13 protein-coding genes are annotated in these 15,145 nt (G+C 69.5%); 12 read left to right on the forward strand and 1 reads right to left on the reverse strand.

Annotated features, from left to right (window positions below; genetic code table 11):
* The first annotated feature begins 175 nt into the window (after positions 1-175).
* The 11 genes from AC1DF3_RS28775 (at position 176) to AC1DF3_RS28825 (ending at position 13,161) form a co-directional block, all read left to right on the forward strand.
* Positions 176-424 (forward strand): RNA recognition motif domain-containing protein, encoded by a 249-nt coding sequence (locus AC1DF3_RS28775; RefSeq protein ID WP_286520646.1) that lies wholly within the window; start codon positions 176-178, stop codon positions 422-424.
* Positions 425-433: 9 nt separating this feature from the next.
* On the forward strand, positions 434-1,480 hold the full coding sequence (locus AC1DF3_RS28780; protein ID WP_478141634.1) for a hypothetical protein: 1,047 nt from the start codon (positions 434-436) through the stop codon (positions 1,478-1,480).
* A 24-nt stretch (positions 1,481-1,504) separates the two neighbouring features.
* Entirely contained in the window at positions 1,505-1,903 is a 399-nt protein-coding gene (locus AC1DF3_RS28785; RefSeq protein ID WP_478141635.1) for a response regulator, read from the forward strand.
* Positions 1,904-2,057: 154 nt separating this feature from the next.
* Positions 2,058-4,094: an ATP-binding protein gene (locus tag AC1DF3_RS28790; RefSeq protein WP_478141636.1), complete on the forward strand. Its 2,037-nt coding sequence runs from the start codon at positions 2,058-2,060 to the stop codon at positions 4,092-4,094.
* A 19-nt stretch (positions 4,095-4,113) separates the two neighbouring features.
* Positions 4,114-6,375, forward strand: coding sequence for a formate C-acetyltransferase (pflB, locus tag AC1DF3_RS28795; protein ID WP_478141637.1), 2,262 nt, complete (start codon positions 4,114-4,116; stop codon positions 6,373-6,375).
* Positions 6,376-6,393: 18 nt separating this feature from the next.
* Positions 6,394-7,251, forward strand: a complete 858-nt coding sequence (pflA, locus tag AC1DF3_RS28800) for a pyruvate formate-lyase-activating protein (protein WP_478141638.1) — start codon at positions 6,394-6,396, stop codon at positions 7,249-7,251.
* Between the two features lie 42 nt (positions 7,252-7,293).
* Positions 7,294-8,886 carry an aspartate:alanine exchanger family transporter gene (locus AC1DF3_RS28805; RefSeq protein WP_478141639.1) on the forward strand — a complete coding sequence of 531 codons (1,593 nt, stop codon included), beginning with the start codon at positions 7,294-7,296 and terminating at the stop codon, positions 8,884-8,886.
* Between the two features lie 115 nt (positions 8,887-9,001).
* Complete coding sequence (gene ppk2 / locus AC1DF3_RS28810; protein WP_478141640.1) at positions 9,002-9,868, forward strand: polyphosphate kinase 2; 867 nt, start codon at positions 9,002-9,004, stop codon at positions 9,866-9,868.
* A 121-nt stretch (positions 9,869-9,989) separates the two neighbouring features.
* Complete coding sequence (locus AC1DF3_RS28815) at positions 9,990-10,562, forward strand: DUF3302 domain-containing protein (protein WP_478141641.1); 573 nt, start codon at positions 9,990-9,992, stop codon at positions 10,560-10,562.
* Positions 10,562-11,782: an HlyD family secretion protein gene (locus AC1DF3_RS28820; protein ID WP_478141642.1), complete on the forward strand. Its 1,221-nt coding sequence runs from the start codon at positions 10,562-10,564 to the stop codon at positions 11,780-11,782. Before AC1DF3_RS28815 ends, AC1DF3_RS28820 begins: the two co-directional genes overlap by 1 nt.
* A gap of 5 nt (positions 11,783-11,787) precedes the next feature.
* Positions 11,788-13,161: a TolC family protein gene (locus tag AC1DF3_RS28825; RefSeq protein ID WP_478141643.1), complete on the forward strand. Its 1,374-nt coding sequence runs from the start codon at positions 11,788-11,790 to the stop codon at positions 13,159-13,161.
* Positions 13,162-13,195: 34 nt separating this feature from the next.
* Here the strand turns inward: AC1DF3_RS28825 and AC1DF3_RS28830 are convergent, their stop codons facing one another.
* The gene (locus tag AC1DF3_RS28830; RefSeq protein WP_286520631.1) at positions 13,196-13,546 is read right to left on the reverse strand and encodes a hypothetical protein; all 351 of its coding nucleotides are present in this window, start codon (positions 13,544-13,546) and stop codon (positions 13,196-13,198) included.
* 121 nt (positions 13,547-13,667) lie between these two features.
* Between AC1DF3_RS28830 and AC1DF3_RS28835 the strand changes: the two genes are divergently transcribed.
* Entirely contained in the window at positions 13,668-15,128 is a 1,461-nt protein-coding gene (locus AC1DF3_RS28835; protein ID WP_478141644.1) for a DUF3300 domain-containing protein, read from the forward strand.
* Positions 15,129-15,145 lie beyond the last annotated feature (17 nt).

Genomic DNA, 15,145 nt, shown 5'->3' on the forward strand with positions numbered 1-15,145 from the left:
GCGGCGGGCTGTCGCCGGGCGGATTCGGGTAGCTTGAGCTTGCGCCTGCGCCGCGCGGCATGTGAATCCAACCAAAGTAGGATTTTCGGCCCGTCGGGCAGGGACTAGCGTAGGGCCTCCATTCGTGCGGCCACCTCCCGGTCGACCCGCTGCCGCTTGCATCGAAGGACGACACATGCAACAACAAGTGCACATCGTCATCGGAAACCTGCCCGACGACGTCACCGAGGAAGGCATTCGCGAGGCGCTCAGCGCCTTCGCGCAGGCCGACAAGATCCGGCTGGTCAACGAGACCGGCACGCCGAGCGCGCTGATCGACGTCGACATGCCGCGCGCGCAGGTCGAGGCCCTGGCGCAGCGCATCAACGGGCGCTCCTACCAGGGCCGCGTGCTGCGCGCCTGGGTGCCCAAGATGGACTGGTAGCGCGCCGCCATGGACCTGAGCGCGTTGTTCGATCGCGTGGCCTCGGCCCTGTTCGGGCGCGATGGCGCGCCGCCAGACGACGCGGCCGAGAAGCAGCTCGTCGCCGACATGACCGAGCTGGTGGTCGAGACGGTGGATGCGCGCATTCGCCTGCAGTCGCGCTACGCCGAGAAGCTCGAGGGCTGCGTGCGCAAGACCATCGCCCACCTGCGCGAGATCGGCCGCCAGCCCCTGGAGCCGCTGCTGCTCTCCCGCTCGAGCTGGAACGACGATCCGCGGCTGAACGCGTTCTTTGCCTCGGCCGACGACGTGCCGGCATTCCTGGGCCGCAGCAAGGAGCTGCGCGCCTTCTTCGGCGTGCCTTCGCAGCGCGAGCTCGGGGAGGCCTATGCGCTGCTGGCGATGAAGAAGGAGGAGCGCACCGTGCTGGCGCCCAAGCAGGACGGCGACCGGGTGCAGCACGAGGTGCCGCAGGTCACGGTCAGCTTCTCGGGCCACCGGCTGTTCGCGCCCTCGRCCACGCTCGAAGCGACGCGGCTGGAGGTCGGGCGCCGCATCATCCGCCGCCTGTCCCAGCAGGCGCTCAAGCGCATCGTGGACCTCGACATGAAGGCGGCCGATCTCGGCGAGCGCAAGGCCTGGCTCGCCGCCCGGCTGCGGCTGGTGAAGCTGGCGGTGGATGGCGCGGCCGGCCTGCTGGAAGACACGGTGGACACGCGCTCGAAGATGGCCGCGCTGGAGCGCGAGCTCAACGAGACGGTGCACGACTACATCGAGACCAAGGCCAGCGTCGCCACGATGGCCAGCTACACCGGCCACATCAAGGCCATCCTGGACCACCCCGAGCAGCATGTGAGCCTGCAGCGCACGCCGATGCGGCTGAGCCGGATGGGGGTGCGCGTGGACGACGCCCACTCGGGGCCGGTCAACGCATTCACGCTGTCCGAACTCGCCATCGGCGAGGGCGTGGTCGCGGTGATCGCCATCGTACGCTGCCCGCTGGCCGAGCTGCCCGCCGAGGCGGACCCGCTCGCCAACGCCGAGCGTTTCCTCTAGTGCCGACCAGGGAGGCGACGGCCCATGTCGAAGTCAGCCAGCGTCCGGATCGTCTATGTCGTGGATGGCGACGCTTCCGTGCGCGAAGGCATGTCGCGCCTGATGGACTCCGCGGGCCTGGAGGCGCGGCCCTGCGCCTCGGTGCCGGAATTCCTGGACCAGGCGCGCGGGATGCGTGTCGCCTGCGTGCTGCTCGACGTCTGGGGGGCGCGGCAGTGCGAGCTGGCGGTGCGCAATGCGCTGCTGGCGGTCGCCAGGGTGCTGCCTGTCATCGCCCTGTCATCGAGCGACGATCCGACGGCGCGGCAGCTGGCGCGGGAGTTGGGGGCCCAGTCTTTCTTCCGCAAGCCGGTCGATGCGGCGGCCCTGCTCGATTCGATCGAATGGGTGATGCAGGGCGATGGCCGAAGTGCGCCGAACTGAGTGCGGCACGGGCCCTGCTCTTCGCTTGACAGGGATCGAGGTCGGGAATCATCATCGTGCGGAATTCCGGCCCTCGGCACGCCTGGCGCGTTGCGGGTGGCGCTGCGACAGGCTGCCATGTACGACAACCCGCGATCCACGCGAGGAGGAATCGATGCGCCAGGCACAGGCCAGTTCGGCTACGGGCGTCCACGCTGCCCAAGGGCGGGCGGAAGCCGTTCTGCTGGAGCGGCACGCCTTCGAGCGCCTGCTGGCCCAGCTGTCCGAGCGCCTGGGCGACATCGCGGAGCCCGATGTCCTGGCCCGCACCGAATGGGCGCTGAGCCGGCTGCTCGCGTTCCTCGACTGTGACCGCTGCACCTTCTCCGAGTTCGTCGCCGGCGACTACCTGAACGTGCTGTGCTCCGTGGGCTCGGCCGATTTCGGTGCCTTGCCCCGCGGCCGGTTCCAGCAACCGTTCCGCTGGTTCATCGACGCGCTGCGAAGCGGCCGCATCGTGGCGCTGTCGAACCTGCCGGACGAACTGCCGCCCGAGGCGATCGAGGAGGCCGAGCACTGCCGGCGCACCGGCCTGCGCTCGCACATCTCGATCCCGGTGCGCATCGGCGGGCGGGTGACCAGCGTGCTGTCGTTCGCCGCCGTCCGCAGGGAGCGCAGCTGGCCTCCCGAGATGGTCGACAGGCTGCGCATCGTCGGCGACCTGCTCGGCAGTTCGGTCGCCCTCGCGCGCGCGGAGGAGGAAGTGCGGCAGCTGCGCCATCGCATCTGGCATGCCGACCGCGTGCAGCGCGTGGGCGCGCTCACCGCGGCGATCGCCCACGAGGTCAACCAGCCGCTCGCGGCCATCCTCAGCAACGCCCAGGCCGGGCTCCAGTACCTCGCGCGCGGGGATGCGGCGCCCGAGGCGATCCGGGACATCCTCGGATCGGTGGTGCGCGAAGGCAAGCGCGCGGCCGAGACCATCCGCACCATGCGGGCCCTGATCCGCCGCGACGAGACCCGGCGCGAGCGCATCGACCTCGCGGCCGCACTGGGCGAGGCCGAGCGCCTGCTGGACAGCGAGTTCGCGGGCCACGGCGTGCGCCTCGAGACCGCCTTCGACCCCGCCTGCTGGGTGCTGGCGGACAAGGTGCAGATGGAACAGGTGGGCCTCAACCTGCTGCTCAATGCGGCCGCGGCGGTGCGGGACGCACCGCCGGCGTCGCGCCGGGTCCGGCTTCAGGTGTCGCGGGGCGAAGAAGGCAAGGTACGGATGTCGGTGCGCGACGCCGGCAAGGGCATCGCACCGCAGGACCTGGGTTCGATCTTCGAGCCCTTCTGGACCACCGGGCAGGACGGACTGGGCCTCGGGCTCGCCATCTGCCGCTCCATCGTCGAGGCGCACGGCGGCCGCATCTGGGCCGAGTCGAACCCGGAAGGCGGCGCCACATTCAGCGTCGAACTGCCGGCGGCCGCGCTCGATCGCGATGCGTCGCAGCCGGCGCGCGACGAGCCCATGGCCGCCGCCGCCGTCCCCGCGAGCCAGGCCGGCGGGGAGGCGGTGGTGTGCGTCATCGACGACGACCCCGAGGTGCGCGGCAGCCTGCTGCGCCTGCTCGACGGGGCCGGCTGGCGCGGCGTCGGCTATGCCTCGGCCGAGGAGTTCCTCGGCAACCCTCCGGCGGGCGAGCCGGCCTGCATCCTGCTCGACGTGCAGATGCCGGGCCTCTTCGGGCCGCAACTGCATCGGCGCCTGCTCGAAGGCGGCTGCGCGCCGCCGGTCATCTTCATCACCGGGCGCAGCGATGTCGCGGCCGGCGTCGACGCGATGAAGCGCGGCGCGGCGGACTTCCTCGAGAAGCCGGTGGACGGCGAGGTCCTGCTCGCGGCGCTGCGCCGCGCGGTCGAGCGCCACGCCGGCGAGCGCCGGCAGGCGCTGGCGCAGGACGCGGCCAAGGAGAGGATCGCCCGCCTGTCGCCGCGCGAGCGCGAAATCATGCGCCATGTGGTCAGGGGGCGCCTGAACAAGCAGATCGCGGCCGACCTGCTGATCGCGGAGCAGACCGTCAAGCAGCACCGTGGGCGCGTCATGGAAAAGGTGGGCGTGCATTCGGTCGCCGAACTCGTGCGGATCTGCGAGGCCGCCGACCTGGCCGCGGAGCCATCGCAGGGCCCCCTTGAACAACAACGCGACGACGCGACCGGCGCCTGAAGCCTGAAAGGAGACAAAAATGGAAACCCAGTTTGCATTCGACCTGTCGACCCGCAAGGCCGCGGGCCCATGGCGCGGCTTCACGCCCGGCATGTGGCAGGACCGCGTCAACGTGCGCGAGTTCATCCAGCGCAACTACACGCCCTACGAGGGCGACCACGCCTTCTTGCAAGGCCCGACCGCGCGCACCAAGACCATGTGGCAGACCCTGGCGCCGCTGCTCGCGAAGGAGCGCGAGAAGGGCATCCTCGGCGTCTCGCAGGTGCCGTCGGGCATCCTCGCGCACGCGGCCGGCTACATCGACCGCGACAACGAGATCATCGTCGGCCTGCAGACCGACGCGCCGCTGGTGCGCGCGATCATGCCCTTCGGCGGCTGGCGCGTGGTCGAAGACAGCTTGCGCGCCTACGGCTACGAGCCCGACCCGGCGCTGGTCGACGTCTTCACCAAGTACCGCAAGACCCACAACGCCGGCGTCTTCGATGCCTACACGCCGGAGATCCGCAAGGCGCGTTCGTCGCACGTCATCACCGGCCTGCCGGACGCCTACGGACGCGGGCGCATCGTCGGCGACTACCGCCGGGTGGCGCTCTACGGCGTCGACTTCCTGCTGGCCGACAAGGCGCGCGAGAAGCACGAACTCGACGAGCGCCATTCGACCGAGGAGACCATCCGCCTGCGCGAGGAACTGTCCGAGCAGATCCGCTCGCTCGAGGAGCTGAAGGAGATGGGGTCGCGCTACGGCTTCGACATCTCCGTGCCGGCCAACAATGCGCGCGAGGCCGTGCAGTGGACGTACTTCGCCTACCTCGCCGCGATCAAGCAGCAGAACGGCGCCGCGATGTCCGCCGGCCGGCTCTCCACCTTCTGGGACATCTACTTCGAGCGCGACCTGCGCGAAGGCACGCTGACCGAAACCCAGGCCCAGGAGATCATCGACGACCTGGTCATCAAGTGGCGGCTGGTGCGCTTCCTGCGCGCCCCGGAATACAACCAGCTGTTCTCCGGCGACCCGGTGTGGGTCACGGAGGTGGAAGGCGGCATGGGCGAGGACGGCCGCACGCTGGTCACCAAGTCGGCCTTCCGCATGCTGCACACGCTCAACAACCTCGGGCCGGCGCCGGAGCCGAACCTCACGGTGTTCTGGTCGCCGCGCCTGCCCGAGGGCTTCAAGCGCTTCGCGGTCAAGATCTCGATCGACACCAGCTCGATCCAGTACGAATCCGACGACCTGATGCGCCCCAAGTGGGGCGACGACTGCGCCATCGCCTGCTGCGTCTCGGCGATGCGGCTGGGCAAGCAGATGCAGTTCTTCGGCGCCCGGGTCAACCTGCCGAAAACGCTGCTCTACGCGCTCAACGGCGGGCGCGACGAGCTGACCGGCGAGCAGGTCGGGCCGATGCTCGCGCCCATCACCGGCGACCTGCTCGACTACGACGAGGTGATGAAGCGGCTGGACCCGATGCTGGACTGGCTCGCCAAGACCTACGTCAACGCGCTCAACGTCATCCACTACATGCACGACAAGTACTGCTACGAGGCGATCGAGATGGCGCTGCACGATCGCGACGTGCTGCGCACGCTGGCCTGCGGCATCGCGGGCCTGTCGCACGCGGCCGACAGCCTGTCGGCGATCCGCTACGCGCAGGTGCGGCCGGTGCGCGACGAGCGCGGGCTCATCGTCGACTACCAGACGACCGGTGATTTCCCGTGCTTCGGCAACAACGACGACCGGGCCGACGGCATCGCGACCGAGCTGGTGTCGATGATGATGAACAAGATCCGCATGTACCCGAGCTACCGCAATGCGGTGCACACGCAGTCGGTGCTCACGATCACCTCGAACGTGGTCTACGGCAAGGGCACGGGCAACACGCCGGACGGCCGCAAGAAGGGCGAGCCGTTCGCGCCGGGCGCGAACCCGTCCAACGGGCGCGACACGCACGGTGCGCTGGCGGCGCTGATGTCGGTCGCCAAGATCCCCTACGACGACGCGGAGGACGGCATCTCGCTGACGCTTTCGGTGGTGCCCTCGGCGCTCGGCAGCGAGGAGGAGCGCCTCACGCGCGGCACCGGCGCCCTCGACGCCTACTTCGCGAGCGGCGGCTTCCACGTCAACATCAACGTGCTCAACCGCGAGACCTTGCAGGACGCGATGGCCCATCCGGAGAACTATCCGCAGCTCACGATCCGCGTCTCCGGCTACGCGGTGAACTTCATCAAGCTCACGAAGGAACAGCAGCTCGACGTGATCAACCGCACCTTCCACGGCGCGATGTAGGCCGGCCCGGAGCACCCCATGGGCCAGTCACTGAGCGGCAGCCGCTACGAGCTGCACGTCGCGCGGAAGTGGGCGGCGGAAACCAAGTCGCAGGACTACTACACGATCCACGCGGCGGATCTCGAGCAGGCGCCGGACACCGGCGAGGACATCGTCGGCTACGTCCACTCCTGGGAGGTGGGCAGCACCGTCGACGGGCCGGGCATCCGCTTCGTCGCCTTTCTCACGGGCTGCTTCCTGCGCTGCCAGTACTGCCACAACCCCGACACCTGGCACCGCCAGAACGGCAAGCCGGTGACGGTGGCGCGGGCGATGCAGCAGATCGCGAAGTACGCGCAGGTGCTGAAGATCAGCCGCGGCGGCATCACGCTGTCGGGCGGCGAGCCGATGGTGCAGAAGGCGTTCGCGATGCAGATCTTCAGGCGCAGCAAGCAGCTCGGGCTGCACACCTGCATCGACACCTCCGGCCGCCTGGGCGAGCGCATGACGGACGAGGAGCTGAGCCAGATCGACCTGCACCTGCTCGACATCAAGTCGGGCGACCCGGCGATCTACCAGCAGGTCACGGGGCAGCCGCTGCAGCCGACACTCGACTACGCGCGCCGGCTCTCCGACCTGGGCCGGCCGATGTGGGTGCGCTACGTGCTGGTGCCGGGCCTCACCGACGGATTCGACAACGTCGAGAAGGTGGCCGAGGTGTGCGCCGGGCTGAAGTCGCTGGAGCGGGTCGAGATCCTGCGCTTCCACCAGATGGGGCGCGACAAATGGCAGCGGCTCGGACTCGACTACCCGCTGAAGGACGTCGAGCCGCCGTCGCCGGAACTCGCCGAAAGGGTGCGCGGCCAGTTCCGCAGCCGCGGTCTCACGGTCTACTGAAACGAATCCCGGACCAGAACCAAGAACAACGAGGAGAAGACCTTGGAGACATTGAGCAACATACTCGTGCAGCAGCCGATGATGGCGCTGTTCCTCACCATCGCGCTCGGCTACCTGCTGGGCGAGGTCAACATCAAGGGCTTCTCGCTCGGCGTCGGCGCGGTGCTGTTCGTGGCCTTGTTCATGGGCTGGCTGGCGCCGAAGTCGGCGCCCGCGCCGATGGTCGGAACCCTGGGGCTGGCGCTGTTCCTGTATGCCGTCGGCGTGCAGTACGGCAAGCAGTTCTTCGTCGGGTTGACCAGCGCCAACGGCCGCCGGGCCAACCTGATCGCGCTCACCGGCGTGCTGCTGTCCGGCATCGTGAGCGTGCTGTTCATGAAGCTGTCGAGCCTGCCGCTCGGGCACGCGCTGGGACTGTTCGCGGGTGCCGGCACCAGCACGCCGACCTTGCAGGCCGCCATCGTGCAGCTGGGCAACGACGATCCGGCGGTGGGCTATTCGGTGGCCTATCCGCTGGGTGTGGCGGGGCCGATCCTGTTCTTGTACATCTGCTTCATGGTCCTCAAGCCGAAGATCCAGGCGCCCACGGGCGGCGGCATCGAGATGCTCGAGATCGCGCCCGAGGACTCGGCGCTGAAGGGCAAGACGATCGGCGACCTGCTCGCCGGACTGCCCGCGGGCATCGACATCGCGGCGCTGCGGCGGGCGCACCACAACCTGCCGGCCTCGCGCTCGATGGCGCTGGCGGCCAACGACGTGCTGCTGGTCACGGGGCCGAGCCGCGAAGCGCTGGAGCAGGCCGCCAAGCAGCTCGGCGAGGTCCATCACGGCCGCGTGACCGGCGACCGCCGCGACCTCGACTACGTGCGCATCTTCGCTTCGCGTGCGGCTGTGGTCGGCCGCAGCCTCGGCGACCTGAAATTGCCGGAGGGCCGTCCCCGCGCGCTGGTCCAGGTCCGGCGCGGCGACGCCGACATCATGCCGAGGCCCGACCTGGTGCTGGAGTTCGGCGACCGCATCGGCATGCTGGCGCACCGCGACGACTTCGCCGCGCTGCGCAAGTTCTTCGGCGATTCGATCAAGGGCACGGCCGAATTCAGCTACATCTCGATCGGCTTCGGGATGGCGCTGGGTTTTCTGCTCGGGGCGATCAACTTCCCGCTGCCGGGTGTCGGCAAGCTAGCGCTGGGGCTTTCGGGCGTGCTGATCGTGGCGCTGGTGCTCGGCAAGATGCGCCGCACCGGCGGACTGAACTGGACCATCCCGCTGTCGGCCAATCTGGTGCTGCGCAACCTCGGCCTGACGCTGTTCCTGGCCCAGGTGGGCATGGCCTCGGGGCCCAAGTTCGCCGCCACGGTGTCGCAGACGGGCTTCCTGATGCTCGGCCTCGGCGCGATCGTGGTGGTGGCGCTGGTGCTGCCGATCCTGCTGCTGGGCCTGGGCGTCTTCAAGATGCCCTACGACGAGGTCGCCGGCATCGTGGCCGGGGCTTGCGGCAATCCGGCCATCCTCGCCTATGCCAACAAGCTGGCGCCCACCGACAAGCCGGACATCGGCTACGCGATGATCTTTCCGGGCATGACGATCATCAAGATCCTGTTCGTCGACATCGTGCCGGCGCTGCTGGGCGGGTGAGGCGGCCCCCGGCTGAGCCTGCGCAGCGCCGCCGGGGAAATCCGACCAAAGTAGGATTTGCGCCCCCGGTCGGCTGCGCTACGTTCGACGCACAACAATGACGAGCGAGGTTGCCATGGACCAGAAACACCGACCGTCGGACAAGCCGGAGCACGAAGCCGTTGCCGCGCACGACGAGGCCAAACCCAAGGATGCCGAGACGACCAAGGGCAAGCTCGGCCGCCGGCAGTACGACAAGGAGCTCGAACGCCTGCACGTCGAACTCGTCAAGCTGCAGCAGTGGGTGGTCCACAAGGGCCTGAGGGTGTGCATCGTGTTCGAGGGGCGCGACGGCGCGGGCAAGGGCGGCACCATCAAGGCGATCACCGAGCGCGTGAGCCCGCGCGTGTTCCGGGTGGTCGCGCTGTCCGCGCCCACCGAGCGCGAGAAGAGCCAGATGTACGTGCAGCGCTATCTGCCGCACCTGCCGGCGGCCGGCGAGGTGGTCATCTTCGACCGCAGCTGGTACAACCGCGCGGGTGTCGAGCGGGTCATGGGTTTCTGCAGCGACGAGGCCGTCAAGGGCTTCCTCGAGGCGATCCCGAAGGTCGAGCGGGTGATGGTCGACTCCGGCATCATCCTCGTCAAGTACTGGCTCGAGGTGAGTCCCGAGGAGCAGACCCGGCGGCTCGAGGAGCGCATCGACGACGGGCGCAAGATCTGGAAGCTGACGCCGATGGACCTCAAGTCCTACAGCCGCTGGTACGACTACTCCCGCGCGCGTGACGACATGTTCGCGGCGTCCGACACCGAGTTCGCGCCGTGGAACGTCGCGCGGTCCGACGACAAGCGCCGGGCCCGCCTCAACATCATTTCGCACCTGCTGAGTCAGGTGCCATACCGGGAGGTGCATCGCGAGAAGATCAAGCTGCCCAAGCGGCAGAAGGCGGACGGCTACCGCGAGTCCAACCATCCGATGCGCTTCATCGAAGAGCGTTACTGAAGAGCAGCCGACCACGCCGCCCCACCGGGAACGAACGGATGCCCCTCTTCAATCGCCTAGCCGCTGGCCGGTCGTGTGACGCTTCGGGCGATGGCTCGCAACCGGTCCTGATTGGAAAAAAATGACTCTCGCACTCAGGGAACATGCGGCGAAGCGCCTCCATCCGCCGCGCCTGCTTGGCATCGGCGCACTCATTGCGGCGCCGGCGGCGCATGCGTCCTTCCTGCCGCCCGACATGCTGGCCTCCGCCGCCACCGGCATCGCCTGGTTCGTCGTCTTCGTCGTGCCCATCGCCGTGATCGTGCTGTTCTGGATGGTGCACGTGCTGCCCGAGAAGATCGCGCACAAGCGGCATCACCCGCAGCGCGATGCCATCAAGACGCTGTGCCTGCTGTCGCTGGTGTTCGGCGGCATGCTGTGGCCGCTGGCCTGGCTGTGGGCCTTCGTCAAGCCGGTGGGCTACCAGGCCGCCTACGGCACCGAGAAGCACGACGACTACTTCCACGAGCAGAGCGAGAAGGCGCACGCGGGCGAGCTGCTGGAGCACGAGATCGCGCACCTGCGCGAGGAACTCGATGCGATGGAGGCCAAGGGCGCGCTGTCCGCCGAGCTCAAGCAGGTGCGCCGGAACCTGGCCGCGGCGCTGCAGGCGCGGCGCGCCGAGGCGGACGCCACCCGAGACGCGAGCACCTGATGGACATCCTTCTCCTCGGCATCTATGCCTTCTTCGTCTGGCTGATCTTCATCAAGCTGAAGTGGCTGCCATGGAACACCGCGTGGCAGGTCACGGTGGTGATCATCCCGATCGTCGCGCTGTCGATCCTGATCCTCACGCTCAACGTCGTCGCGCCGTCGACCGCCGACGTGCGCGTGCTCAAGTACGTGGTGCAGGTGGTGCCGCAGGTGCGTGGCCGTGTGCTCGAGGTGCCGGTCGAGCCCAACCGGCTGGTGAAGAAGGGCGAGCTGCTGTTTCGCATCGACCCGACCCAGTACGAGAACGAACTCAACGCGGCCAAGGCCAAGCTGGCGTCCGACGAGGCGAAGTTCGCAGCGGCCGGCGCCTCGCTGGTCGATGCCTCGGCCGGCGCTCGCCAGCTGCAGGAGCAGCTGAAGGCCGCCACCGGCCAGGTCAAGGCGCTGCAGCCCAAGCTCGAACTGGCCCGCCTGCGGGTGCGCCAGAACCGCGAACTGGTCGCCACTGGCGCGGGCGAGCGCTTCGCCCTCGAGCAGGCCGAATCCACGCTGGCCGAGTTGCAGGGCCAGATCGCGACCGCCGCCGCCAACGAGACGCAGGTCTCCCAGCGGCTGGCGGCGCAGGTCAACGGTGAGCAGGCGTCGGTCGCCACATCGCGGGCGCAGCTCGCGACCGCCAAGGCGCAAGTCGACCTCAGCCGGGCCGAGCTGGGCAATGCCCAATGGAACCTCGACCAGACGGCCGTCTACGCGCCCTCCAATGGCTATGCGATCAATGTGCAGTTGCGGCCGGGCTCCTTCGTGGTCTCGGTCCCGCTCGCGCCCGCGATGAGTTTCGTCGAGGAAACCTACCAGGTGATCGCGCTCTTCGACCAGAACGAGCTGCGGCTGGTCGAGCCGGGCGACAAGGCGGAGTTCACGCTCAAGACCTATCCAGGCCGCATCATCAGCGCGACGGTCGACTCCATCGTGTGGGCGCAGGGCCAGGGGCAGGTGCAGCAGTCGGGCACGCTGCCGCAGACCGGCGCGTTCCCGCAGGTGCCGGGCCGCTTTCCGGTCAAGCTGATCGTCGACGAGCCCGACGCCGGGCTCTTCCTCGCCGCCGGCGCGGATGGGCAGGGCGCGATCTACACCGCACACGTCGCGGCCATCCATATCCTGCGCATGGTGATCCTGCGCGTCGGCTCGATCACCAACTACCTCGTGCTGAAACTGCACTGATGTCCATGCCCTCGCTTCGTCCCTGGGTCCTGGCGGCGCCGCTCGCGGCGGCGCTGGCGGGCTGCGCGCTCAAGCCGCCGCCGACCACCGACGACCTGCGCAAGGAGGTGCTGCAGCAGGGGCCGATTCCCGAGGCATTCAGGGCCGGCGGCGGCGTCTCGACACCGGTGGCCGACGGTTGGCTCGCGTCCTTCGAGGAGCCGGCGCTGACCACGCTCGTGAACGAAGCACTGGCCTACAACGCCGACCTGCGGGTCGCCGCGGCCCGGGTCGAGCAGGCGGCGGGCTACGTCAAGGTGGCGTCCGGCGGCCTGCTGCCGTCGGTCGGCGTGGCCGCCCTGGGCGGCGACAAGTCGGGCGGCGGGGGCGGGCTGAACGGCGTCTTCCTGAACGCCTCGCTCGAACTCGATGTCTGGGGCCGGCTGCGCTATGAAAGCGCGGCCTCGCGCGAGCAGCTCGCCGCGGCCGAGGCCGACTACGCCTACGCGCGCCAGTCGCTGGCCGCGATGGTCGCGAAGAGCTGGTTCCTGGCGGTCGAGGCCGGCATGCAGCGGGCGATCGCGAAGGATTCGCTCAGCTCTTCCGAGGGCTTGATGCGCCTGGCCGACGACCGGTTGCGGATCGGCAACGGGACGGCACTTTCATCGGCGCAGGCGCGGGCGAGCGTCAACGGCTATCGCGACACGCTGAAGCAGGTCGAGCTGTCGCGCGAACAGGCCTTGCGCGCGCTGGAGCTGCTGGTCGGCCGCTACCCGGGCGCGGAGATCGCGGTCGCGGACCAGCTGTCGCGCATGCCGCCGCCGCTGCCTGTCGGGGTTCCCTCGGAAGTGCTGGAGCGCCGGCCGGACATGGTCGCGGCCGAGCGTCGCGTGGCGGCCGCCTTCAATCGGGTGGGCGAAGCCAAGGCCGCGCAGCTGCCGAAGATAAGGCTCACTGCAGGCGGCAGCAACGTGTCGAGCGAACTGATCGTCCTGAAGGACGTCAGCAGCCCGGTGTGGAGCCTGGGCGCGAACCTGATTGCACCGATCTACCAGGGCGGCGCGCTGCGGGCCCAGGTCGAGATCCGGTCGGCCGAGCAGAAGCAGGCAGTGGCCGAATACGCGCGCGCGGGTCAGAAGGCGTTCAGCGAGGTCGAGACCGCGCTGGGCACGGAATCGATCCTGCGCGAACGCGAGGCCGTCCTGACGGCCGCGATCCGCGACAACGAGGAGGCGCTGCGGCTGGCGCGGATTCAATACCAGGTGGGCACGGCGGACCTGCGCACGGTCGAGCAGAGCCAGCTGGCGCTCTATGCGGCGCGGACGTCGAGGCTGCGGGTGCAGAGCGAGCAGCTGGCCCAGCGGGCCAATCTGTACCTGGCCCTGGGTGGCGGGGTCTAGCGCGATGGCGAACGCACACCCAAGCGGCGCGAGGTCAGCGACCCATGCGGGCGTCGTAGCTGCGCGAGACCCGATCGATGAGCGCGGGATCGCGCGCGCCGGTGGCGTCGAACTGGACGCGGACACTGCCGTCCGCCTGCTGGCGCACGCTGGCCGACACCGTGGCGCTGCCCGCCGTTCCGATGATCATGCCGGCGCTGCGGTCTTCGGTGCCGATGGCCAGCCCCTGGTCGCGCATCGCGCCGGCCGCGGCCGCGAACGATCGGTCGAAGCTGGCCGGGGCCCCCACGGTCACGGGGTACGCGGGCGGCGGGTAGTAGCAGCCACTGGCAACCAGGGCGGCGCCCAACGCCGCGACCCGCAGGAAGGTGATGATGAACTTCATTCGTGTCTCCGATCGATCGTCCCGCGATCGTAGTGAGTTGCCCATCGACTGCCTACCGTCAGCCAATTGCGGCCTCCGGCATACCCCCGTATGCTGGCTGCCAACCTGAAAGGGAGTGCCCATGTTCTCTGTTGCGACCCGCTTCACGCGCATGCTGGCAGTGACGATCTCGCTGCTGGTGTCGGCGTCCCTGGTGACGGCGCAGCAGGCGCCCACCTTCAGCCGGGAACAGCTCGACCAGATGATGGCGCCCATCGCGCTCTATCCGGATTCGCTGCTGTCGCAGGTGCTGATGGCCTCCACCTACCCAGCGGACGTGGTCGACGCCGCGAAATGGTCGAAGGCGAATTCCAAGCAGCAGGGTGATGCCGCCGTGAAGGCGGTGCAGGACAAGCCCTGGGACCCGAGCGTGCAGTCGCTGGTCGCCTTCCCGCAGGTGATCCAGATGATGGGCGACCAGCCCGACTGGACGCAGAACCTCGGCGACGCCTTCCTGGCCTCGTCCAAGGACGTGCTCGACTCGGCCCAGCGGCTGCGGACCAAGGCCCAGCAGCAGGGCAGCCTCAAGACGACCGAGCAACAGAAGGTGATCGTCGAGCAGGAACCGCAGACGCAGCAGACCGTGATCAAGATCGAGCCCACGAACCCGGAAGTGGTCTACGTGCCGGCCTACAACCCGACCGTGGTCTATGGCGCCTGGCCCTATCCGGCCTATCCGCCGTACTACTACCCGCCCTACCCGGCCTACTACCCGGGCGCCGCGCTCGCCACCGGCATCGCCTTCGGCGTCGGCGTGGCCGCCGTGGGTGCGCTCTGGGGCAATGCGAACTGGGGCGGCGGCAACGTGAACGTCAACGTCAACCGCTACAACAGCATCAACACCAACCGCCAGATCGCGGCCAACCAGACCAACTTCCAGCACAACGCCGCCAATCGCAAGGGCGTGCCTTACCGCGATTCGCGCAGCCAGCAGCAGTACGGCCGCAACGCCGGCGATCCGGGCCAGCGCCAGGACTACCGCGGCCGCGACAACGCGGGCCGCGATGCGCAGCGGCAGCAGGCGCAGTCCTCGCTGCAGCAGCGGGGCATGGACCCGGGGCAGGGTCGCGAGAACCTGCGCAACGATCCGGGCACGCGTGAACGGGCGCAGCAGGCCGTCGACCGCGGCGGCCAGCGGGGCGGCCAGGGCGGGGCCGGCGGCGGCTTCGACCGCGGCGGGCAGGGCGGACAGGGCGGCGGCTTCGATCGGGGCGGCGCCGGCGGCCGCGAGCAGGTCCAGCATCGGGGCGGCTCCGACAATGCCCTGCGCGGCGCGGGCGATGGCGGCGCCCAGGCGCGGCAACAGGCCGATCGCGGCAACGCGAGCCGCCAGTCGATGGGCGGGGCCGGTGGCGGCGGGGCGCGTGCGGGCGGCGGTGGGTACGGGGGTGGCGGTGCGCATGCCGGCGGCGGTGCACGGCCGAGCGGCGGTTCCTACGGCGGTGGCCATGCGGGCGGTGGCGCGCGCGCCGGCGGCGGTGGCGGCGGCGGCATGAGGGGCGGTGGTGGCGGCGGACGCGGCGGCGGCGGAGGCCGGCGCTAGGCGCGCGAGCGATGACG

It is taken from the genome of Variovorax sp. 10N432, assembly GCF_056394465.1.

What these genes read in the sequence shown, in the direction of transcription:
- AC1DF3_RS28790 (WP_478141636.1), top strand. Translation starts at nt 2,058, where the DNA reads ATGCGCCAGGCACAGGCCAGTTCGGCTACGGGCGTCCACGCTGCCCAA.
- AC1DF3_RS28820 (WP_478141642.1), top strand. Translation starts at nt 10,562, where the DNA reads ATGGACATCCTTCTCCTCGGCATCTATGCCTTCTTCGTCTGGCTGATC.
- pflA (WP_478141638.1), top strand. Translation starts at nt 6,394, where the DNA reads ATGGGCCAGTCACTGAGCGGCAGCCGCTACGAGCTGCACGTCGCGCGG.
- AC1DF3_RS28775 (WP_286520646.1), top strand. Translation starts at nt 176, where the DNA reads ATGCAACAACAAGTGCACATCGTCATCGGAAACCTGCCCGACGACGTC.
- AC1DF3_RS28785 (WP_478141635.1), top strand. Translation starts at nt 1,505, where the DNA reads ATGTCGAAGTCAGCCAGCGTCCGGATCGTCTATGTCGTGGATGGCGAC.
- AC1DF3_RS28825 (WP_478141643.1), top strand. Translation starts at nt 11,788, where the DNA reads ATGCCCTCGCTTCGTCCCTGGGTCCTGGCGGCGCCGCTCGCGGCGGCG.
- ppk2 (WP_478141640.1), top strand. Translation starts at nt 9,002, where the DNA reads ATGGACCAGAAACACCGACCGTCGGACAAGCCGGAGCACGAAGCCGTT.
- AC1DF3_RS28815 (WP_478141641.1), top strand. Translation starts at nt 9,990, where the DNA reads ATGACTCTCGCACTCAGGGAACATGCGGCGAAGCGCCTCCATCCGCCG.
- AC1DF3_RS28835 (WP_478141644.1), top strand. Translation starts at nt 13,668, where the DNA reads ATGTTCTCTGTTGCGACCCGCTTCACGCGCATGCTGGCAGTGACGATC.
- pflB (WP_478141637.1), top strand. Translation starts at nt 4,114, where the DNA reads ATGGAAACCCAGTTTGCATTCGACCTGTCGACCCGCAAGGCCGCGGGC.
- AC1DF3_RS28830 (WP_286520631.1), bottom strand. Translation starts at nt 13,546, where the DNA reads ATGAAGTTCATCATCACCTTCCTGCGGGTCGCGGCGTTGGGCGCCGCC.